Source organism: Kerstersia gyiorum, assembly GCF_004216755.1.
Classification (GTDB): Bacteria; Pseudomonadota; Gammaproteobacteria; order Burkholderiales; family Burkholderiaceae_B; genus Kerstersia; species Kerstersia gyiorum.
Window position 1 is genome coordinate 730,668 of record NZ_SGWZ01000002.1, and the last position, 20,686, is coordinate 751,353.

Here is a 20,686-nt window from a genome sequence, read left to right on the forward strand (position 1 = left end):
AATAACCTTTTGCTAAAATTTCCTTTCATTCAGGGATTTCTATGACGTCTGTTTCCGCGATCAAACCGTTTGCCTCGGCTCGCAGCAAGTATGCGAGCGTAGCTCGGCGTGTTTCCCTCGGTCTGTCGGCGTGCCTGGTTGCCGGCATGATGGCTGCTCCGGTGCAGGCTCAAGCCCAGGGCTCCAAGGTTGGTTTCGTCAACCTGGATCGCATCCTGCGTGATTCGGCGCCTGCCAAGGCTGCGCAAATCAAGCTTGAATCCGAATTCAAGTCGCGCGACGACGAAATCCAACGCCTGGCGAATGCCCTGCGTAGCGAGTACCAGAAGCTCGACAAGGACGGCCCCGTGCTGTCCGAGAGCGACCGCGTCAAGCGCGAGCGCAACATCTCCAACATGGATGTCGACCTGCAGCGCAAGCAGCGCGAGTTCCAGGAAGACCTGAACCGCCGCCGCAACGAAGAGTTCGGTGCGATCATCGACAACACCAATGCTGCCATTCAGCGTATCGCCGAACAGCAAAACTACGACCTGGTCCTGCAAAATGCAGTCACGGTCAATCCGCGCGTCGACATCACCGACCAGGTGATCCAGGCCATGGGCAAGTAAGGTTGCCTCATGCCTTTGTTGCTGGATGAGGCCAGGGCTCCGTCCCTGTCCGCACTGTTTGCGGAAGTCGATGCGCATGGCCTGCCTTGGCGCCTGGAAACCGGTGGTGCGGAAGAACCCCGCATCGCCGGCCTGGCGCCGTTGACGCATGCTGGCGCCAACGAACTATCCTTTCTTTCCAATCATCGCTATCTGGAACAGCTGTCGCAGAGCGGGGCAGGGGCGGTCATCCTGCCAGCTGCAGCTGCGGCCGGCCTTCCGGCCAGCGTGCCTTTCGCCCGTGTCATCTGCGAACAGCCGTACCTGCTGTATGCGCGGGTGGCGCAGTGGTTCGATCGTGCCCGTCGCGCAGGCAATGTGCCGCGCGTGCATCCTTCCGCAATTGTGGCCGAGGACGCCATCATTGAAGCCGATGTCGATCTGGGCCCGTTCTGCGTGGTCGAGAGTGGCGCGGTCGTGAAGCGCGGCAGCATCATCGGTGCTGGCTGCGTCATCGGCGCCCGTAGCGTCGTGGGCGAGGATTCCCTGCTGTATCCGCGTGTCGTGCTCTATAGCGAAGTGCGCCTGGGCGCACGCGCCATCGTGCATAGCGGTGCGGTGCTGGGCGCTGATGGCTTCGGCTTTGCGCCCGATCCCACGCGTGGCGGCTGGAGCAAGATTCCCCAATTCGGCGGCGTGGTGGTGGGCAATGATGTCGAAATCGGCGCGAACACCACCATAGACCGTGGGGCGCTGGACGATACCGTCATCGCCGATGGCGTGAAACTGGACAACCAGATCATGGTTGCCCATAACGTCCATATCGGCATGCACACCGCCATTGCTGCCTGCGTCGGTATCGCTGGCTCCACCCACATCGGTGCGCGCTGCACCATTGGTGGCGCCTCGATGATCTCCGGCCATCTGGTGCTGGGAGACGACGTACATGTCTCCGGCGGTACGGCAGTGACATCCAGCATCACCAAGCCTGGCCGTTACACCGGTGTCTATCCCTATGCCGAGCATGGGGAGTGGCAGCGCAATGCTGCCGTGATACAGCAGTTGGGCTCCCTGCGCCGTCGCGTGCGCGCTCTGGAAAAAGATTAATCGCCACTCCGGCGCCGGCGGCAGCACGCAGAACAGCCCTGCAGGCCGGCGACCGTCATGACTTAGGTACTGCATTTATGGAATTGGATATCAAGGGAATTCTGGATCGGCTGCCGCATCGCTATCCCATGCTGCTGATTGACCGCGTGATCGAAATGACGCCGGGCAAATCCATCGTCGCGATCAAGAATGTCAGTATCAACGAGCCGTATTTCACCGGGCATTTCCCTGATCTGCCGGTCATGCCTGGCGTGCTGATCCTGGAAGCAATGGCCCAGGCTGCCGCGCTGTTCTCGTTCTCGAATGATTCCGGTGATGATTCCGGCATCGGCGCCAGCAATGGCAATGTCTACTACTACGTCGGCATCGACAATGCGCGCTTCCGCCGCCCCGTCGTGCCAGGCGACCAGCTGCGCATCGAAGTTGAGGCCGTGCGCCTGAGCCGCGTCATCTGTAAGTACAAGGGACGCAGCCTGGTTGATGGCAACGTGGCTGCCGAAGCTGAATTCATGTGCGCCATTCGCCAACGGAACAGCTGAACATGAGCGTAGAAATCCATCCCACCGCGCAGGTAGACAGCCGTGCGGAACTTGCTGACGGTGTCAGCATCGGTGCTTTCAGCATCATCGGCCCCAATGTGCGCATTGGGGAAGGAACCTCCGTCGGCCCTCACTGCGTCGTGGATGGGTTGACGACCATCGGCCGCAACAACCGTTTTTACCGGTTTTGCTCCATTGGCGGCGAGCCTCAGGACAAAAAGTATGCCAACGAACCGACCCGCCTGGAAATTGGCGATGGCAACACGGTGCGCGAATATGTGACCTTCAATACCGGTACGGTACAGGACAACGGTGTTACGCGCATCGGCAGTGACAACTGGATCATGGCGTACGTTCACGTCGCGCATGACTGCATCATTGGCGATCACACCATCCTCGCCAACGGCGTGCAGCTCGGCGGCCACGTGCACATCGGCGACTGGGCCATCCTGGGCGGGCTGAGCGGCGTGCACCAGTTCAGCAAGATTGGCGCGCACGCCATGATAGGCGGCAACAGCTCGCTGATGCAGGATGCGCCGCCCTATGTGCTGGCAGCGGGCAACCCCTGCAAGCCGCATGGCGTCAATACCGAAGGCCTGCGTCGCCGTGGTTTCGATGCGGAGTCCATCTCTGCACTGCGCGAAGCCTATAAGCTGGTTTATCGCCGCGGCCTGACGCTGGACCAGGCAGTGGCAGCCATCGCAGCACTGGCCGTTGAGCGTCCGGCTGCCGCTGCGGCACTGGCCGTCATGCAGGAGTTCCTTTCGGGCGTCACGCGCGGGGTTATCCGTTCATGATTTCAGGTGTGGGACTGGCCAGGAACGCGGGCGAGCCTGTGATCGGCATGGTCGCCGGGGAACCCTCGGGCGACCTGATCGCCGCACGCGTCCTGGCAGGTTTGCAGCAGCAGGTACCAAACCTGCGTTGCCAGGGCATAGGCGGCCCGCGCCTGCAGGCGCAAGGCCAGGAAATCTGGCACCCCATGCATGCGCTGACCGTCTTCGGTTATGTCGATGCGCTCAAGCGGCTGCCTTCGCTGCTGCGTACCTACGGCGACGTCAAGCGTCGCTGGCTGGCGCAGCCGCCCGGCGTCTTTGTGGGCATCGATGCGCCTGACTTCAATCTCAAGCTGGAACTGGCCTTGCGCCAGGCCGGCATCCCCACCGTGCATTTCGTCGGCCCATCCATTTGGGCCTGGCGCTATGAACGTATCCACAAAATACGTGAAGCTGTCTCGCACATGCTGGTGCTGTTCCCCTTCGAAGAGGAGCTGTATCGCAAGGAAGGCGTACCGGTGACCTATGTCGGCCATCCCTTGGCCGGCAATATCCCTATGCAACCCGATCGCGCGGCGGCGCGCAGGCGCCTGGGCCTGTCGGGCAATGAACGTATCCTGGCAGTCCTGCCGGGCAGCCGGCGTTCCGAAATCGAATTGATGGCGCCGCGCTTTTTGCAGGCTGCACAACAACTGTGCCGGGACGAGCCTGGACTGGTTTGCCTGGTGCCCATGGTCAATGCCGAGCGCAAGGCTCAGTTCGAAGCCGTGCTGCGGCAACACCCTGTGCCAGGATTGCGCTGCGTCACCCAGGAAGATATTGCGCTGGAAGGGCAGGAGCGTGACAACTGGCCTGTAGCCTGGCATGTCATGGAAGCCTGCGATACGGCTCTGGTAACCAGCGGTACCGCTACGCTGGAAACGGCGCTGTTCAAGCGCCCGATGGTGATCTCCTATGTGCTGTCGCCCTGGATGCGGCGCCTGATGTCCTGGAAATCAGGCCAGCAACGTCCCTATGTACCCTGGGTCGGCCTTCCCAATGTCCTGTTGCGCGATTTCGCTGTGCCGGAATTGTTGCAGGAAGACGCCACGCCCGAGAAATTGGCTCAAGCCGTCAGGGCGCAATGGAATGATGCACCCGGGACGGCCCGCATCGAAGAACGGTTTGCCGAAATGCATGCTGTCCTGCGGCAGGACACGGCTCGGCTGGCCGCCGATGCCATACTGGAGACTGCCGAGCATGGAGCAGGCTGATCTATTCGCGATTGCTGCGCCGTCGGTCGTGGAGATCGCTGGCGTTGACGAAGCGGGCAGGGGACCGCTGGCCGGGGCCGTCTATGCTGCTGCGGTCATCCTGCCGGAACGGCATGACATTGCCGGCCTGGCAGATTCCAAAGTCTTGTCTGCCAGACAGCGCGACAAACTGGCACTGCAGATTCGCGAGCAAGCCCTGGCCTGGCATATCGCCTGTGCTACCGTCGCGGAAATCGACACCTTGAATATCCTGCACGCGACCATGCTGGCCATGCGCCGTGCGGTTGAGGGACTGGGCGTGCATCCTGCGCTGGCGCTGATAGACGGCAATCGCGTGCCGCCCGGGCTGCCGTGCCAGGCGCGCGCCATCGTCAAGGGCGATGCGACCGAGCCCGCCATTTCTGCGGCCTCCATTCTCGCAAAGACGGCGCGCGACGCTGAATTGCTGGTCTTGCACGAACGCTATCCCCTATACGGTTTCGACCAGCACAAAGGTTATGGTACGGCGCAACACCTGGAAGCCCTGCGCGCCCATGGCCCATGTCCGGAACACCGCCGCAGCTTCGCGCCGGTACGCAAAAGCCTCGAGTCCTGAGCCCGGCCCGGCAGGGGCTTGCATGGCCAGTATTGAAACAGAATTTATACGACATGAAGCACATCGCATCCCGGGACAACCCGCTGTACCGCCAATTGCGTGCCTTGGCAGGTGGTAGCCGCAAGGGTGGGCAGTTGCTGATCGAAGGCCCGCATCTTTGCCAGGCCTGGCTGGACACTTACGGTTTGCCAGCCATTGCGGTCTTTGATGAAGCCCGCCTTGCGCGCCCGGAATTGGCATCCCTGGCCGATGCCGTGCGCGGCCTGGCGCCAGCCGCGCGCATTGCGCTGGCATCCGGCATGATGGACGCGCTGGAAGATGCCGAGCATGGCCAGGGCGTCATGTTCGTGGTCGAACCGCCGGCGCTGCCCAGCCCCCGTGGCGATGTGGCCGCGCTCTGGCTGGACCGGGTGCAGGATCCGGGCAATGTAGGCACCTTGCTGCGCCTGGCTGCGGCTGCTGGTTTGCAACAGGTCGTTCTGTCCAACGGTTGCGCTCATGCCTGGTCGCCCAAGGTGTTGCGCAGCGCCCAGGGCGCCCATTTTTCCTTGCAGATTATCGAAAAGGCCGACTTGGCGGCCTTGCGGCCGACATTAAGCGTTCCCTTGCTGGCGACCGCGCTGGATGGCTCGGAAGACTTGTTCGACACCGAATTGCCACGCACATGCGTCTGGCTGTTCGGCCATGAAGGCCGTGGCGTCTGCGAAGAACTGTTGCAGCTGGCAGATAAACGCGTGCGCGTTGCACATGCGCCGGCCGTAGAATCCCTGAATGTCGCTGCGGCTGCGGCCATCTGTCTGTTCGAGCAGCGGCGCCGCTTCCGTTGCGCCTGATACCGTGCTGGTCGCGTCGCTGCAGGCCCGTCGCAGGACGTAGGTTCCTGCGCCGGCTAGGGGCGCGACCCCAGTTTTTCAAAAGGTGACGTTTTGAAGAATCCCATTGCGGTATTCATGGTGATGGTGTCGCTGGGCCTGGGCGCGCCCGCTGTTGCGGCGGACGCCGTGCCCATGGACAGGGTATATCAAGGCTCCATCCGGCTACCGGATTTTTCCGGGCGGGACCGCGCCTATGCGAATTACCGTACCCGCATCACCAATGAAATGCGTAGTGGCCCCAACTTCGCGGGGCACTATGCCATCGTGGAAATCGGTTGCGGAACCAGCTGCCGCTTTGCATTCGTCGCTGATGTCGCCACCGGGCAGGTATTCGGATTCCCGTATGGCGGTGAAAACTATTACTCGTTGCAGCTGAATTACAGTGTCAAAAGCAACCATGTATCCATGAAGTGGATAGAAGGCGACGACTGCCTGCACAACTCCCTCGAATGGACGGGCAGCGATTTCAAGGCCGGCAGCCCGACGATCATGGGCCCCAGTGAAGTGTGCGGATAAGCAAAAAAAAACCAGTTCACAATGAACTGGTTTTTTTGGCTCAATAGGAGCGGGTGCTCAGCCCGACTTCCTCCATGATGGTGGTTGAGATCTCCTCGATCGACTTGGTCGTGGTGGAAAGCCAGGAAATCCCTTCGCGGCGCATCATGCGCTCGGCAGCCGCAACTTCATCACGGCATTGTTCCAGCGAAGCATATTGGCTGCCGGGCCGGCGCTCATTGCGGACTTCGGACAGGCGCTCGGGCTGGATGGTCAGGCCGAACAGCTTTTTGCGGTAGGGTTGCAGCGTGGCCGGCAGTTGGCCACGATCGAAATCTTCCGGGATCAGCGGGAAATTGGCGGCCTTGATGGCATATTGCATGGCCAGGTACAGGCTGGTGGGCGTCTTGCCGCAACGCGAAACGCCTACGAGGATTACATCGGCCTGTTCAAGCCCATGGACAAATTGTCCGTCGTCGTGCGCCAGGCTGAAGTTGATCGCATTGATGCGGCGCAGATACTGTTCTGACGTGGCACCCATGTGCGAACGGCCAATGGAATGGCTGGATTTCACCCCCAGCGCTTGCTCCACCGGCGAGACGAATGCGCCGAAAAGGTCTAGGAATACGCAAGGCGCATTGCTGACGCGGGCCTTGATGGCGGGGTCCACCAGCGTGCTGAAAACGATGGGCTGCAGCCCCTTTTGCTCGGCGAAGGATTGCTCGATCCGGGCGATGGCCTGATCGGCTTTCTCCAGTGTATTGATGAACGGGATACGCGTACTATTGAACTTTACGGTCTCGAACTGGGACAAAACGGAATGGCTGAATGTTTCGGCGGTAATACCGGTGCCATCCGAGACGATAAAGACGGTACGTTCAAGTTGTTGATTAGTCATATTTTTTCGTTTTAAGCGCCAAAACGGCGGCAGGGGCGGTACAATTCCGAGCCTTCAGAAGTCACACGATCAGGCCTGTCAGGCTGGTTGGGTCAGGGCACCTGCGGTACAGCCGCATGCAGGTACGTTGACCCAACTCGCTTTCTATCCATTGTAAAGGTGACTTCATGTCTTATGTCGTTTCGTTCGAGCAGCTCCGCATGACGGATGTGGACTCGGTAGGAGGAAAAAACGCATCGCTAGGGGAAATGATCAGCCAGCTGTCCAGCGCCGGTGTCCGGGTGCCTGGCGGCTTTGCCACGACCGCTGAAGCGTTCCGCGATTTCCTCAAGCTTTCGGGCCTGGGTGACCGTATCGCCGAGCGCCTGTCGACGCTGAATCCGGAAGATGTGCGCGAGCTGGCTGATGCCGGCGCGCAGATCCGCCAGTGGATCATCGACACGCCGCTGCCCGAGCAGCTGGAAAGCGCGATCCGTACGGCCTTCGCCGAACTGGATGCGGATGGCAAGGGCTCCTTCGCCGTGCGTTCGTCGGCCACCGCCGAAGACTTGCCCGACGCTTCGTTCGCTGGGCAGCAGGAAACCTACCTGAACGTGGTCGGTATCGACGACGTGCTCGAAAAAATCCATCACGTGTTCGCGTCGCTGTACAACGACCGCGCCATCTCCTATCGCGTGCACAAGGGCTATGCCCACGCTGACGTGGCACTGTCGGCCGGCGTGCAGCGCATGGTGCGTTCCGACAAGGGCAGCGCTGGCGTCATGTTCACCATCGACACCGAATCCGGTTTCCAGGAAGTGGTGTTCATCACCTCGTCCTACGGCCTGGGCGAAACGGTGGTGCAGGGCGCCGTCAACCCTGACGAGTTCTACGTCTTCAAGCCCGCGCTGGCCGCTGGCAAATATCCCATCATCAGCCGCCGCATCGGTTCCAAGCTGATCAAGATGGAATTCAACCCCGAGCGTACCGACGGCCATGCCGTGCGTACCGTTGACGTGCCGGTTTCCGAACGCAACCGCTACTCGCTGACCGACGAAGAAGTGATCGAGCTGGCGCGCTATGCCGTTATCATCGAAAAGCACTACGGCCGTCCGATGGATATCGAGTGGGGCCGTGACGGTGTCGATGGCAAGCTCTACATCCTCCAGGCTCGCCCGGAAACCGTGAAGTCGCAACAAGGCGAAAACGATGTGCAGCAGCGCTTCCGCCTGAAGGCCACCGGCGACGTGCTGGTGACCGGCCGTGCCATTGGCCAGAAAATCGGCGCCGGCCCCGTGCGTATCGTGGCTGACATCGCTGAAATGGATAAGGTCCAGCCTGGCGACGTGCTGGTGACCGACATGACCGACCCCAACTGGGAACCGGTGATGAAGCGTGCTTCGGCTATCGTGACCAACCGTGGCGGCCGTACCTGCCACGCGGCCATCATTGCCCGCGAACTGGGTATCCCGGCTGTCGTGGGTTGCGGCGAAGCCACCGACATCCTGAAGGAAGGCCAGCAAGTGACGGTTTCGTGCGCCGAAGGCGACGAAGGCCGCATCTATGACGGCCTGATCGAGACCGAAGTCGAGGAAGTGCGCCGTGGCGCCATGCCGGAAATCGACGTCAAGATCATGATGAACGTCGGTAACCCGCAACTGGCCTTCGATTTCGCGCAGATCCCGAACGCCGGTGTGGGCCTGGCCCGTCTGGAATTCATCATCAACAACAACATCGGTATCCACCCGAAGGCTGTGCTGGATTATCCGAATGTGGACAGCGAGCTGAAGAAAGCCGTGGAATCGGCCGCCCGTGGCTACGCCAGCCCGCGCGCCTTCTTCGTTGAAAAGCTGGCCGAAGGCATTGCCACCATCGGCGCCGCCTTCTATCCGAAGCCCGTCATCCTGCGCATGTCCGACTTCAAGTCGAACGAGTACCGCAAGCTGGTTGGTGGTTCGCGCTATGAGCCCGAGGAAGAGAACCCCATGCTGGGCTTCCGCGGCGCATCGCGTTATATCGCCGAAGACTTCGCCGAGTGCTTCCGCATGGAATGCGAAGCGCTGAAGAAGGTGCGCGAAGAAATGGGCCTGACCAACGTCGAAATCATGGTGCCTTTCGTGCGTACCGTGAAACAGGCAGAGAAGGTCATCAGCCTGCTGGGCGAGAACGGCCTGGTTCGGGGCGAAAACGGCCTGCGCGTCGTGATGATGTGCGAAGTGCCGTCCAACGCCATTCTGGCCGAGCAGTTCCTGGAGCACTTCGACGGCTTCTCGATCGGTTCCAACGACATGACCCAGCTGACCCTGGGCCTGGATCGCGATTCCGGCATGGAACTGCTGGCTGCCGACTTCGACGAGCGCGACGACGCCATCAAGTTCATGCTGAGCCGCGCCATCCAGGCTTGCCTGAAGGCTGGCAAGTACGTCGGCATCTGCGGCCAGGGCCCCAGCGATCACCTGGATTTCGCCCAATGGCTGAAGGATGAAGGCATCCTGTCGATCTCGCTGAACCCGGATACCGTGGTTGATACCTGGCAGAAGCTGGCTACCACCAGCCGTTGATCCGGTTCTGTTCCCGGCTGCCTGTGAAGGTAGCCGGGGCCTCGAACCCATCAAAAATGCCTCCGGAATTTTTCCGGAGGCATTTTTTCTTTGCCGAAGCGTTGTTTCAATGTGATGTAGGCGACGTTCAGGGTTGCTGCGCTGCCGGACGCGTGCCCAGCAGCGCGAAGGCTACCAGTACCGATGCGCCGACCAGGACAGACGATGCCAGGTAAACCGCCGACATTCCCCAATTGCGTGCAACCAGGCCTGCCAGGGGACTGGTAATGCCCATGGAAATATCCAGGCACGCCACATACGCGCCCATGGCCAGGCTGCGGCTCTGCGGCGGGGCGCGGCGGACAGCTTCCACGCCAAAGCCGGGAAACGCCAGCGAGTAACCGAAGCCGCTCAGCGCCGCGCCGAAATATGCCATTCCTGCGGAATCCGCCATCCAGATCATGATCTGGCCGACCATCTCCACAATGACGCATACCAGGGCCACCCAGGCGCCGCCGATGCGATCCGGCAAGTGCCCGAAGAAGATGCGCGCCACGATGAAGGCGACACCGAAAGCGGTAAATGCCAGCGGAGCATTATCCCAGCCCTTGCTCGCAAACAGCAGCGCGATAAAGGCAGTAATCACGCCGAAACCGATGCTGCACAGCGCCAGCCCCAGGCCGGGCAGCCAGACTGTCCCCAACACCTTGTAGAACGATGCGCGGCGCGTGGCCGAAGGGGGCACCTGCCTCATGCGGGCGATGCAAGCCAGAGCCAGCAGCGGCAGCAGTATGGTCGCCACGCCTATGCCGGTAAACCCCTGGCGGGCATACACCCAGCCGCCTGCGGGCGCGCCCAGCGCATAGGCGGCGAACATGGCCATGCCGGTCCAGGCCATGACCTTGCCGGCGCTACCGGCACCGACCAGGGCAATCCCCCAACCCAGGGCGCCAGTCACGATCAGGCTTTCACCGACGGCCAGCATGACGCGCCCAACCAGGACCAGCAAGGTCGAGGCCACGGGTGCATCGATGCACAGCATGGATAGCAGGTAGGCCACGCCGGAGGCCGAGGCGACCAGGAAGCCCAGGGTGACGGCGCGGCCGGTGCCTTGCACATCGGCATGATTCCCGGCCCACGGCCGGGACAGCAAGGCGCCGACGAACTGCGCCCCCACCACTATGCCTATGACCAGCGGGCCCATGCCCAGGCGGTCGTGCAGGTGCAGCGGCAAAACCGCCAGCTGCATGCCCATATTGAAGAAACTGATGAAGACTGCGAAAGTGATCGGCAGCAGGACAAGGAACACATTGTCAGCCTGGCGGCCACCTGTTGCTGGGGACACTTTGCCCCCAGTATTTTGTTTATGCATGAAAGCAACCTGTATGGAAAAATGGGCCAGTACGCCTAGGGGCGCACGTGGAATGCGACGAAAACACGAATGATTCGTCGCATTCAGAATACGGCCTGGCCTTGGAATTTTCTATTCGCATGCGGGTTCGCATTTTTGGCTTGCGAACAATGTATTGAATGGACGCAAAACCATGGCCAAAAGGTAGCCTTCACGGCATAAATCAGCGCAAATATCCTTTGGCGGCGATTTATTGCATCACTCGGATGCCTTTGATGTTCACATATGTACTCAGAAACCACCTGGCATGGCATACGCCGCACTGCGCCGCATACCGATTGGCAGATTGCGGGAACGCATCATCGCCAGGACGTTGCATGGCGTTGAAACAGCGTCTAGGCGTGCTTGCTGGCAGCCGATAGAATGCGTCCATCTTCTGTCTATCTGCATCGCGCATTGCGCGCTAGGGTGATCTGCCATGGCTTCCAGCCTGCCTCTGAATCCCAGGAAAAAGCCCCGCCAGGCCAGGTCGGAAGGCTTGGTCGCGGCCATTCTGGAGGCGGCAGCCCAGGTTCTGGCCGAAGTGGGCGCCACTCGGTTCACGACTGCCAGGGTCGCCGAGCGTGCGGGCGTCAGCGTGGGTTCGCTCTACCAGTATTTTCCTAACAAGGCGGCCATCCTGTTTCGCCTGCAGGTGGATGAATGGCAGCGTACCAGCAGCATGATGCGAGGAATCGTCGAAGACGCCAGCAAGCTGCCGCATGAACGCATCCGGGAACTGGTGCGTGTTTTCTTCCGCTCCGAGTGTGAAGAGGCCGCAATGCGGGTGGCGCTCAGCGACGCGGCGCCGCTATATCGCGATACCCAGGAAACCAGCAAGTTCCGCCATTCGGGCCGGGAGATCATCCGGCAATATGTAAAGGATGCCTTGCCGGCGAATGTCCCTGCCGAAGCGCAGGATACGGCGGCGGAGATTCTGCGCCTGACACTGACGTCGGCCGGCAAGCGCTATTCCGAATCGCCTCGCAGCCAGGAAGAAACCTTGCGCTATGCGGAGGCCATGGCGGATATGTTCATTGCCTACATGGATGCGCTCGCATCCCGCTACGCAGGCCCGGCCCCGGCATGAAAAATGCCGGGGCGATCTGCCATCAATGTGGCAGGCCACCCCGGCGGACATGGCTAGTGCCAGGCTGCCTTTGGCTTCCGAGAAAGGCTGGCCCGAAGCTTGGGCAGGCCAGCAGGCGGTCACTCAACGCTTGGGCGACACGCGGCGGATGTGATCGCCGTTGGGGTCTTCGGCGCCCTTGGACTTGTTCACGACAAACACATGTCCCTTGCCATCCGTACCCAGGTGGTTGGGATAGGTGCCGCCATCGAGGTTGGCGACGATCTTGCCATCTGCATCGACTACGCTAATGCTGCCGGCGCCGCGGTTGGCGACATAGGCCAGGCCGCTGACTGCGTCGTAGCTGACGTTGAGCGGACCTGCGCCCGTTTTGACGTCGTGCAGCACCTTGCCGTCGCGCAGATCCACGATCAGAAGGTTATCGCTGCCTTGCGCCGTGACGTACAGGCGCTGGCCTTGCGGGTTCACTGCCACACCGATCGCCGAGCGGGCGCCGGGGATGTCGATGATGCGGTCCACCGTGCCGCTGGCCGTGTCGATGACGGCGGCCTCGGGCGTGCTCATGCTGACGGTATAGAGCTTGCCGTTGGCGGCATCCAGCGCCAGGCTGGCCGGGGCGAAGTCTTCGCCGCGCACCTTGCTTTGCGGCTCTATGGTGGCCAGTGGCGCCAGGGTCTTGGCATCGAATACGGCGATTTGCCCCGAACCGGAGGCAAAGACCTTGCCGCGCGCAGTGTCCACCACGATATCGCGGCCGTGGGGCAGCACGCCCGGTTCGAATTGCTTGACCAGCTTGAGGTCGCTGGCGCGATACACCGCAACGGTATTGTCACGCGTATTGGTGGTCCACACGTTGCCGTTGGCCTCGTCGACGCCTACGCCATACACGGCGTAAAGATGGCCGTCATCCCGGCCCGCGACGGGCAGGGCATCGACCTGCGCCTCAATGGCCAGCGTCTCGGGGTTGATCTTCAGCAGTTTGGAAGCCTTGACTGGCGGGCGCCCGACCGCCGAGGTGACATACAAGGCATTGTTGGCCGGGCTGAATACGACCTGGTAGAGGCCAGGCACCAACTTCTGGCTATCCACCTGGAATTTGTCGGCGCCACTGAGCGGCAGGACAGGCGAGATTTTCAGATTATGCAGTGCAGTGGCGTTGGGCTCGCTGGCATTCACGACGATGGCATGAATGCCCGGTGCAGCATCGGCCGGGATGTCTATGCTGGCTTCGAATTCACCTTTCTCATTGGCCTGGTACGGCGTCTTGGGATTCAGTACCGTCTGCCCGCGTGTCAGCGTGATTTTCTGTCCAGGCACGAAAGAAAATCCCTCCAACACTGCTTTTCCGCCAGGAACGACAACATCCTTGGCCCAGAGCCGGCCCTTGAAATCGGCATCGGGCTGGCTGAACACCGAGGCGGCGCCAGCAACCGGCATGGCGCACATCAAGGCCAGGGCGAAGCAGGAAATGCGCCAGCGCCGTGCGGCGCAAGGAGAGCTAGCAGTCATGTCTCTTACCTTTAAGTCTGAAGAAGTAGGGGATGGTTTGCGTGGTCGCCCGAGCAGGCGAGGCTGCACACGTACCAACAACAGGAAAGAAAACCAGGCATGGAAGGGATACCATTAAAAGGCTGACGGCCAGCACGGTTGCGCGTGCTGGCCACTATCGGGAAAGACACCTTGCGCCAGTGCTGGGTGTCTTTCCGTCAGGCGAGGGCAAAAGACGGCGTCCAGGATTCCGCTGGAATTAGAAACGTGCCGTCATGCCGACGAAGAATTCGCGGCGTGGAATGTAATAACCATAGCCGCTATCGCTATCCACATGCTTGTTGAACAGGTTGGTCACGCCGGCGCGCAAAGTGATGTTGTCAGCGACAGTGTAGTTGGCCGACAGATCTGCCGTGGTATAGGCCTTGACGAAGGTATCCTTGGCGCCCAACTGCTTGCCGGTAAAGTTCGCTGCCAGACGCAGGCTCAGGGATTCCGTGGCAAACCAGTCCAGGGCGGAATACATGGACAGCTTGGGCGTGTCGATCAGGGTTTCGTCCGTCGTCAGGTTTTTCGCCTCGATCATGTAGGTACCGGTCGTGTTCCACTCGAGATCCTTGGTCAGCGCCACGCGCAGTGACCCTTCCAGGCCCTGCGTGCGGGCGCGCTCGATATTGGCCTGGCGCGTCCACCAGATATCGTAGTACTTGCCCAATGCTTCATACTGGATCTTGTTGCGGAAATTGGTATGGAAGTAGGTCAGTCCGGCACCCAGGCGGGCCGTGTCATACTCGAAGCCGATTTCCGAACTGGTGCTGGTTTCCGGTTTCAGGTCGGGGTTGCCGGCCATGTAGCACCCCCCAGTCGTATAACCGAGAGGAATCAGGCTGCTACAACCGCGTCCGCGCGACCAGGTGGTTGCGCCGGGCGAGTTTTCCTTGAAGCTGGGCGCGCGGAAGCCACGCGACACGCCACCACGGATCGTCCAGTCGGAAACCGGGTGCCAGACCAGGTAGCCCCTGGGGCTGTAGTGAGTGCCGTAATCCTTGTGATGGTCAGCACGCAGGCCCAGCGTCAGCAACAGGTTCTCGCGCAGCGTCAATTGGTCTTCGAGGAAGAGGGCGCTGGTGTTGCCCGATACCTTGGGGCTGTCGCTCATCGGATTGCCATCCACGTCGATAGGCAGGCCGGATACACCGATAGTGTCCGTATTCACCAGCTTTTCGTGCTTCCACTGCCCGCCGACCGTCAGCATCTGCTTCACGCCCAGCGTGAACGGCATATCCAGACTTGCATCAGCAATGGTTTCTTCCGAGCTTTGCTCTCCATTGACAATGTGGCTATCGTACTTGTTCTGGTACACACGCACCTTGGAAGTACCGAAGCCCCAGCGTCCTTCATGAGCAATGGCATAACTGTTGCGCCGCAGGCGCTCGGGGCCCCAGGATTCCTGGTTTTTGCCATCCTCGTCGAGTGACGAAGGATTTTTGCGGCGTTGCAAGCCATAGCCGACTTCGACAGTCAGATCTTGGTGACTGGTCAGGGCCCAAGTCAGCTTGGCATCGAGGTTCTCGTCTTTCACGCCGCCGGAACCGTCCGCATAGCCGTCCTTCAGGTCGACCTCATCCGGGTCCACCTTGTCGATGCCTCCTGTCAGGCGCAGGCCAACCTTGTCGGTGACCGGGCCGGAAATCATGAAGCCTGCCTGGAAGCTGTCGCCGCGGTCGGAATCTCCCGGCCGGGTGTAGTTGGTCGTAACCTGTCCGCCCCAGACCGGAGCGATCTTGCGCGTAATAATGTTGATCACACCGCCCATGGCATCGGAACCATACAGGGAAGACATCGGTCCACGTACAACTTCGATACGTTCGATCATGTCGGGCGTCAGCCAGTTCAAATCCTGGCGGCCGAGATCGGCACGATAATTGGTATCGGCCGAACGTCCCATGCGTTTGCCATCGACCAGGATCAGCGTGTACTGTTCCGGTAGGCCACGGATGCTGATCTTGGATTGCGGACCATAGCTGTTCAGGCCGCCGCTGACGCCCGGTACACGGCGCAGCAGCTGGTTGAGGTCATAGACCGGTTGCCGTTCGATATCCTCGCGGGTAATGACGGTAATGCTGGCCGGGGCATCGCGCACATCCACGCCCGACCCGGTAGCAGTCACAACGATCTGACTGAGCTGTGCCACACCTTCTTCAATGGCAGGGGCGTTATTCTCGTCAGTTTGCTGGGCAGAGGCCGCCGTGCTGGCGAGTGCGGCGCAAATGGCCAAGTATGTCGGTGCGAGACGCAGACTGTTCCGCTGGATAGGCATTGCTGGGTGTGTCCTGTAGATATCTTTAGATGTTGCGGGATACTTGTTGGTAATGCAGTTTCGTTAAGAGAAACGATTCGCATCTTAAGTTCTGTTTCAGATAGTTCCTAGTCGCACCATGAAAGAACCATTTATCTTTGGACTACTTTGGAAAACTAGCCGGAACTTTTCCTTTTTGTGGCAGCAAAAAGACAAATAATTATTATCATTTGCGTCATTCAAAATTCTTTATTTTCTAAAGTATTTGATTTCAAAGGACTAAGTCAGCACGCCGGCGAAAGGCCTTGCATCCGGCAGGGCAAAGCAAGGCTGGACAGAGCCTTAAGCACCTTTGCCGGCCTGTTTCGCTGTGGTTCTTCCGGCGCGGGCCTCGGCAAGCTGGCGGTCTTCCCGGTTTTGGAAGGCTTGCGCATGATCCGTGTTTCTTCACGATAAAATAGGGCTTCTTTCGCCGCGATTGGCTGCCTGAGCAGGCACACGCCTGCAAGCGCCGTCTGTTGCGGAAGTTTGAGGAGCACACCATGTGGTATTGGTTCGGGTTGGCCGCGTTGACCTTGATCGGCGAGGTAATGTCCGGCACCTTCTATTTGCTGCTGGCCACATTGGGCCTTTTGGGGGCTGGCCTGGTCACGCTGCTTGGCGCCGGATTCGCATGGCAATTGCTGACGTTCGCGCTGGTTTCCCTGGCTGGCCTGATGGTTCTGCGCCGCTTCGGCATTCTGCGCCGCAAGCGGGGGGACCCGGCCCGCAGCATCAACCTCAATCTGGACATAGGCCAGATTGTCGAAGTTGGCAGCTGGAGCCCGCAAGGGACTTCCCGTGTCACTCATCGCGGTGCGCAATGGGATGCCGTCCCGGTCGATGCATCCGCACCCCTCGTGTCAGGTTCGCATCGCATCGTGGCAGTGGACGGTACCCGTCTCGTGCTCGCGGCGCTGACCTGAAGCCCCATCGCCCACCGGCTCTGATTGTTGCCAGGCGACTTTTCTCCAAACCCGTTTTGAAAGGCTGGACGGAATCATGCAGTGGAACCTGAGCGACTCTTCGCTGTTTTTCATCATCCTGGCAGTGCTGGTGCTGCTGATCCTCTTCAAGGCCGTTGCCATCGTGCCGCAGCAAAATGCCTGGGTGGTCGAACGCCTGGGTAAGTTTGACCGGGTGCTGACGCCCGGCGCGGGCTTCGTCATCCCCTTCATCGAACGCGTGGCCTACAAGCACCTGCTCAAGGAAATCCCGCTGGACGTCCCCAGCCAGGTTTGCATCACGCGCGACAATACCCAGCTGCAGGTCGATGGTGTGCTGTATTTCCAGGTCACGGACCCGATGCGGGCGTCCTACGGCGCTTCCAACTACATTCTCGCCATCACCCAGCTGGCGCAGACGACGCTGCGTTCCGTCATCGGCAAGATGGAGCTGGACCGTACCTTCGAGGAACGCGAGATCATCAACAGCACTGTGGTTTCTGCGCTGGATGAAGCCGCCCTGAACTGGGGGGTCAAGGTCCTGCGCTATGAAATCAAGGATCTCACGCCGCCCAACGAAATCCTGCGCGCCATGCAGGCGCAGATCACCGCGGAACGCGACAAGCGCGCGCTGATCGCTGCCTCCGAAGGCCGCCGCCAGGAACAGATCAATATCGCTACCGGTGAACGTGAAGCCTTCATCGCCCGTTCCGAAGGCGAAAAGCAGGCCCAGATCAACAAGGCGCAAGGGGAAGCCGCTGCAGTCCTGGCTATTGCTGAAGCGACTGCCTCGGCCATTACCCAGGTTGCGCAGGCTGTCCGTCAGCCCGGCGGGCAGGAAGCCGTGAACCTGAAAGTGGCCGAACGCTACGTGGATGCCTTTGGCGAACTGGCCAAGAAGGGCAATACGCTCATCCTGCCGTCCAATATGGCAGACATGGGAGGCCTGGTGGCATCTGCACTGTCGGTGGTCAAAGGTGTGAAAAACACCGACGCCTGAAGCATTGGCTGGAATATAGGCCGGCGCGTTTGGCGCCACCGCTTGCCGGCTGCCTGCTAGGTCGGCAAGCAAGCATCAGGGAACTGGGCGCTGCTGTCCGGGTGTCCTGATAGCCCAAGCAAAATGGCTGGTACGGCATTGCCGTACCAGCCATTTTTTCGTCGCGCTGGCTGCGGGCGCACGACCCGCGTTCCGTTCAGTAGTGGCGTCAACCGTCCGAACGACCGGCGCGATTGCGGGTATCGTGCTTCATGACACGTTCACGTTCGCGCTGCCAATCCTTGTCGCGCAGGGTGTCGCGCTTGTCATGCAGTTTCTTGCCTCGGCCCAGGCCGATTTCCAGCTTGATGCGGCCCTTGGCATAGTGCAGGTTCAGCGGAACCAGCGCATAGCCCCGTTGCTCGACCTTGCCGATCAGTTTGTCGATTTCTTCCTTTTTCAGCAGCAGCTTGCGCGTGCGCGTGGCGTCGGGGTGGATATGCGTGGACACCGTGGAAAGAGGGCTGATGTGCATGCCCAGCAGCCATATTTCGCCGTTCAACACGACGACGTAGCTTTCCTTCAGTTGTGCGCGTCCTGCGCGTATTGCCTTGACTTCCCACCCCTGCAGGACCAGCCCGGCTTCAAAGCGGTCTTCGATGAAATAATCATGGAATGCTTTGCGATTGTCGATGATGCTCATAGATGCCTGGGCCGGTTTTGTTTAACCGGCGTCGCCCGAACCGTTAAAATCCATCTATTCTATCTATTTGCGACAGGTAATGCATAAAGTACAACGCTCCGTCCTGGTCCCGCACCGCCCTGAACAGATGTTCGACCTGGTCGCGGATGTCGCCCGCTATCCCGAATTCATGCCCTGGTGTGGGGCAACAGAGGTGCTGCAAAGCGATGAACACGGTATGCGTGCCTCGGTGACGATCTCATTCGCCGGGTTGCGGCAGAAGTTCACCACGCAGAACACGCATGATTATCCGCGCAGTATCACTTTGCAATTGGTTGATGGTCCGTTCTCCGCACTGACGGGCCGCTGGGAGTTCCTGCCGCTGGGCGAGGATGCCTGCAAAGTGCTGTTCACGCTGGATTACGCATTTTCCAGCCGTGCGCTGGAGGCGGTGGTCGGCCCCGTGTTCAACCGCATTGCGTCTAGCTTTATCGACTCCTTCACCAAACGGGCGCAAGCCTGTTACGGCAATGGCTGAGACGGGCCTGGCCGCTGCGGACTTGAGGGTACTGGTCTGCTATGCCGAGGCCGGGCATGCCTGGCAGGAAGAGTGCTGGTTGGCGCCTGGCGCCACGGTGAGGGATGCACTGCTGGCCATCGAATATGAGGGGCGGGCGCCAGGCCAGGGCATCGATGCGCTGGACCTGGGTATTTTCGGCAAGCGCTGCACACTGGAAACGCTTCTGCACGACGGCGACCGAGTGGAAATCTACCGGCCGCTGGTCTTTGATCCCATGGAATCACGCCGCCGCCGCGCGGAACTCAAGGCCCAGGGCATGCCCGGCATGCAGCACCGCCGTCGCCGGCACGCCTGATCCTGTATGTCTTCTCCAGTCATCCGGGTGTTGTCGATGCCAGATGGCCGTGCAAATTGCCGGCAGCCAGGGCACGGCTGCCGGCAATCAATCAGTTTTCCGGCTTTTCCAGAGGATAGGGCAGGCTTCCCACGGCAATCACCGGCCCGTCTACGGCGCCGTAGCGCAATTTTCCGGCTGCCAGTGTATCCAGTGGTGCCTCGAGCAAGACAACACCAGGAGCGCTGGCCACGATGCGGCCAGCGGGCTCTTGCGGCCGCTCGGGAGCAAACACATCAGCGCCAGGGTCCGCGATCAGCTCGGGCGCATCCGGGAGGGTACCAAAGCCCATGCGGCGCTTGAGCGTGCCGCGATAGTGGCTGCGTGCCACCACTTCCTGGCCGGGATAGCAACCCTTGCGGAAGTTAATCCCGCCTATGCAATCGAAATTGACGTTCTGCGGCACGAACAAGTCTGCCGTTACGCCGCCAATCCAGGGAATGCCGGCAGCCAGATGGGCGCGCTGCCAATCCTCGGGCCGGCCCGCATGCGCGCCGGCAGGCAATTCCGTACTGGTCGGCAGGAAAAACCATTGCACGAGTCCGTCGGCCGGGGGCAGGGCAATCCATGTCCCGCTGGGCAAATGAGCCTTGTGCCAGGGTTGGTGTGGCAGGCTGCCGCCAGCGGCTGCCTCGGCGATGGCCTCGTGCCCGGCAGGGATGCTCGCGCCATAAACGACCTGCTGGGCAAGGCTGATTTTCGCCTTGGCGCGCAAAATGAACATGGCGAGGCGGCGTGTCAGGGCCTCCGCGGCATCGGCGCGTGCCAGCAGCAGGATATCGCCGTTGCCGGAGGCAGGCTCGCCATCGCCGGCAGGCGCGCTGTCGCGCCAGGCCAGCACGGTAGCCAACAGGCGCCCCTTGGGGCTGCAATAGCCGGCCAGCCGGGCGTCTGTCGGCCCCAGGTGTTCGATATCCTGGGTCAGTTGTCCATGCAAAAAGCTGGCTGCATCGGCGCCGCTGGCGCGAAACACGGAAAACTCAGGCAACAGAGCCAGGGACAGCAAGGCAGGGCTGGTACCGGTCGGGGAATCTATGGTCGTCATTCTGGTCAAATCCGGTGCAATGAAACATGGCCTGGAACGGCCTGCAGGCATTGCCGCAAGGCTGCGGGCGCCATGCCCGCCCGCAATGTTTCGCGGCCTTGCGCAGGCGTTCCAGGCGAGTACTCGCCCAATGGGCGAATATCGGCTTCATCATAACGTTTTACGTGTACCA

The 20,686-nt window shown here is 60.7% G+C and carries 21 protein-coding genes; 15 read left to right on the plus strand and 6 right to left on the minus strand.

What is annotated here, in order from left to right; genetic code table 11:
* Positions 1-41: 41 nt before the first annotated feature.
* From EV679_RS09585 to EV679_RS09620, 8 genes are all read left to right on the plus strand, one after another.
* Positions 42-608, plus strand: coding sequence for an OmpH/Skp family outer membrane protein (locus tag EV679_RS09585; protein WP_068372283.1), 567 nt, complete (start codon positions 42-44; stop codon positions 606-608).
* Between the two features lie 9 nt (positions 609-617).
* Positions 618-1,694: a UDP-3-O-(3-hydroxymyristoyl)glucosamine N-acyltransferase gene (gene lpxD, locus EV679_RS09590; protein ID WP_130487049.1), complete on the plus strand. Its 1,077-nt coding sequence runs from the start codon at positions 618-620 to the stop codon at positions 1,692-1,694.
* Positions 1,695-1,771: 77 nt separating this feature from the next.
* Complete coding sequence (gene fabZ, locus EV679_RS09595) at positions 1,772-2,233, plus strand: 3-hydroxyacyl-ACP dehydratase FabZ (RefSeq protein ID WP_068372276.1); 462 nt, start codon at positions 1,772-1,774, stop codon at positions 2,231-2,233.
* A 2-nt stretch (positions 2,234-2,235) separates the two neighbouring features.
* The gene (gene lpxA, locus EV679_RS09600) at positions 2,236-3,030 is read left to right on the plus strand and encodes an acyl-ACP--UDP-N-acetylglucosamine O-acyltransferase (RefSeq protein WP_068372274.1); all 795 of its coding nucleotides are present in this window, start codon (positions 2,236-2,238) and stop codon (positions 3,028-3,030) included.
* Complete coding sequence (gene lpxB, locus EV679_RS09605) at positions 3,027-4,262, plus strand: lipid-A-disaccharide synthase (protein ID WP_130487050.1); 1,236 nt, start codon at positions 3,027-3,029, stop codon at positions 4,260-4,262. The genes lpxA and lpxB overlap by 4 nt, the downstream gene beginning before the upstream one ends.
* Entirely contained in the window at positions 4,249-4,857 is a 609-nt protein-coding gene (gene rnhB, locus EV679_RS09610; RefSeq protein WP_130487051.1) for a ribonuclease HII, read from the plus strand. Before lpxB ends, rnhB begins: the two co-directional genes overlap by 14 nt.
* Before the next feature lie 53 nt (positions 4,858-4,910).
* A complete protein-coding gene (locus EV679_RS09615; RefSeq protein WP_130487052.1) occupies positions 4,911-5,690 on the plus strand; it encodes a TrmH family RNA methyltransferase in 780 nt (259 codons plus the stop codon).
* A 93-nt stretch (positions 5,691-5,783) separates the two neighbouring features.
* Complete coding sequence (locus EV679_RS09620) at positions 5,784-6,248, plus strand: hypothetical protein (protein ID WP_068372261.1); 465 nt, start codon at positions 5,784-5,786, stop codon at positions 6,246-6,248.
* 40 nt (positions 6,249-6,288) lie between these two features.
* On the opposite strand, the gene ppsR is transcribed toward EV679_RS09620, so the two are convergent.
* Entirely contained in the window at positions 6,289-7,125 is an 837-nt protein-coding gene (ppsR, locus tag EV679_RS09625; protein WP_068372260.1) for a posphoenolpyruvate synthetase regulatory kinase/phosphorylase PpsR, read from the minus strand.
* A gap of 167 nt (positions 7,126-7,292) precedes the next feature.
* Between ppsR and ppsA the strand changes: the two genes are divergently transcribed.
* Complete coding sequence (gene ppsA, locus EV679_RS09630) at positions 7,293-9,665, plus strand: phosphoenolpyruvate synthase (protein WP_130487053.1); 2,373 nt, start codon at positions 7,293-7,295, stop codon at positions 9,663-9,665.
* Positions 9,666-9,792: 127 nt separating this feature from the next.
* Here the strand turns inward: ppsA and EV679_RS09635 are convergent, their stop codons facing one another.
* On the minus strand, positions 9,793-11,016 hold the full coding sequence (locus EV679_RS09635) for an arabinose transporter (protein ID WP_130487054.1): 1,224 nt from the start codon (positions 11,014-11,016) through the stop codon (positions 9,793-9,795).
* Between the two features lie 457 nt (positions 11,017-11,473).
* Here EV679_RS09635 and EV679_RS09640 point away from each other — a divergent pair, with 457 nt between their 5' ends.
* The gene (locus EV679_RS09640) at positions 11,474-12,124 is read left to right on the plus strand and encodes a TetR/AcrR family transcriptional regulator (protein ID WP_130487055.1); all 651 of its coding nucleotides are present in this window, start codon (positions 11,474-11,476) and stop codon (positions 12,122-12,124) included.
* A 123-nt stretch (positions 12,125-12,247) separates the two neighbouring features.
* Here EV679_RS09640 and EV679_RS09645 read toward each other — a convergent pair whose 3' ends face one another.
* Positions 12,248-13,633 carry a YncE family protein gene (locus EV679_RS09645; protein ID WP_130487056.1) on the minus strand — a complete coding sequence of 462 codons (1,386 nt, stop codon included), beginning with the start codon at positions 13,631-13,633 and terminating at the stop codon, positions 12,248-12,250.
* Between the two features lie 238 nt (positions 13,634-13,871).
* Positions 13,872-15,932, minus strand: a complete 2,061-nt coding sequence (locus EV679_RS09650) for a TonB-dependent receptor domain-containing protein (RefSeq protein ID WP_130487057.1) — start codon at positions 15,930-15,932, stop codon at positions 13,872-13,874.
* Between the two features lie 177 nt (positions 15,933-16,109).
* Here EV679_RS09650 and EV679_RS09655 point away from each other — a divergent pair, with 177 nt between their 5' ends.
* The 3 genes from EV679_RS09655 to EV679_RS09665 all read left to right on the plus strand — a co-directional run bounded on the left by EV679_RS09655 (position 16,110) and on the right by EV679_RS09665 (position 17,894).
* The gene (locus tag EV679_RS09655; RefSeq protein WP_130487058.1) at positions 16,110-16,367 is read left to right on the plus strand and encodes a hypothetical protein; all 258 of its coding nucleotides are present in this window, start codon (positions 16,110-16,112) and stop codon (positions 16,365-16,367) included.
* An 86-nt stretch (positions 16,368-16,453) separates the two neighbouring features.
* Complete coding sequence (locus tag EV679_RS09660) at positions 16,454-16,876, plus strand: NfeD family protein (protein WP_068372245.1); 423 nt, start codon at positions 16,454-16,456, stop codon at positions 16,874-16,876.
* 76 nt (positions 16,877-16,952) lie between these two features.
* A complete protein-coding gene (locus EV679_RS09665; RefSeq protein ID WP_068372242.1) occupies positions 16,953-17,894 on the plus strand; it encodes an SPFH domain-containing protein in 942 nt (313 codons plus the stop codon).
* Between the two features lie 208 nt (positions 17,895-18,102).
* Here EV679_RS09665 and smpB read toward each other — a convergent pair whose 3' ends face one another.
* Positions 18,103-18,576 (minus strand): SsrA-binding protein SmpB, encoded by a 474-nt coding sequence (gene smpB, locus EV679_RS09670; RefSeq protein ID WP_068372239.1) that lies wholly within the window; start codon positions 18,574-18,576, stop codon positions 18,103-18,105.
* 79 nt (positions 18,577-18,655) lie between these two features.
* Here smpB and EV679_RS09675 point away from each other — a divergent pair, with 79 nt between their 5' ends.
* A complete protein-coding gene (locus tag EV679_RS09675; RefSeq protein ID WP_068372236.1) occupies positions 18,656-19,093 on the plus strand; it encodes a type II toxin-antitoxin system RatA family toxin in 438 nt (145 codons plus the stop codon).
* Complete coding sequence (locus EV679_RS09680) at positions 19,086-19,430, plus strand: RnfH family protein (RefSeq protein WP_130487059.1); 345 nt, start codon at positions 19,086-19,088, stop codon at positions 19,428-19,430. Before EV679_RS09675 ends, EV679_RS09680 begins: the two co-directional genes overlap by 8 nt.
* Before the next feature lie 91 nt (positions 19,431-19,521).
* On the opposite strand, the gene ygfZ is transcribed toward EV679_RS09680, so the two are convergent.
* On the minus strand, positions 19,522-20,514 hold the full coding sequence (ygfZ, locus tag EV679_RS09685) for a CAF17-like 4Fe-4S cluster assembly/insertion protein YgfZ (RefSeq protein WP_130487060.1): 993 nt from the start codon (positions 20,512-20,514) through the stop codon (positions 19,522-19,524).
* Positions 20,515-20,686: the final 172 nt, after the last annotated feature.